This is a genomic window from Streptomyces sp. SM1 (genome assembly GCF_002910825.1).
In the GTDB taxonomy this organism is placed as follows: Bacteria; Actinomycetota; Actinomycetes; order Streptomycetales; family Streptomycetaceae; genus Streptomyces; species Streptomyces okerensis.
In genome coordinates, this window is sequence record NZ_NEUB01000403.1 from 1 (window position 1) to 557 (window position 557).

1 pseudogene is annotated in these 557 nt (G+C 78.1%); it reads left to right on the top strand.

What is annotated here, in order from left to right:
- Positions 1-557 (top strand): annotated as a pseudogene (locus B9S61_RS10280) (asparagine synthase); the annotation flags it as partial.

The window sequence follows — 557 nt, forward strand, 5'->3', positions numbered from 1 at the left end:
CGGGCTACGGGGCGAAGCAGGTGCTGGACGCCCACCCGGCCCGGCTGGCCGACCTGCTGATGGACCGTAAGCGGCGGCACCTCGTGCGGCCGGTCGCCGCACTGGCGAAGGCGGACGGGTCCGTGATGGTGCCCGGGCGCGTGTACGCGGCGGCCCGGCGGCTCGCCCGCACGCCGTACCGGGCCGGGCTGGAGAGCCTTGCCGAGCGGTTGCTGCACCGGCGGCTCGACGATGACGGGCCGGGGGCGGCGGACGCCTCGCTGGCCGCGCTGACCTGGGGGAGACCCGGACCGGCGGCGCGCTGGCTGACCGGGGAGGCGCTGGCTGAAGTATCGGTTCGCCTCCAGGCGTCGACGCGGCGGTCGGACGTGGGGCCCGGGCAGCGGCCCGGCGACTTCCGGGCGCGGGCGGCGCTGTCCCGCCACGCGGCGGATCTGCGGGTGCTGGAGCAGGCGGCCGAGATCCGCTCGCAGCGGTTGCACGCGCCGTTCCTCGACAACCAGGTGGTACGGGCGTGCCGGGCCCTGCCGGAGGCGCTGCGGGTGCAGCCGGGGGCC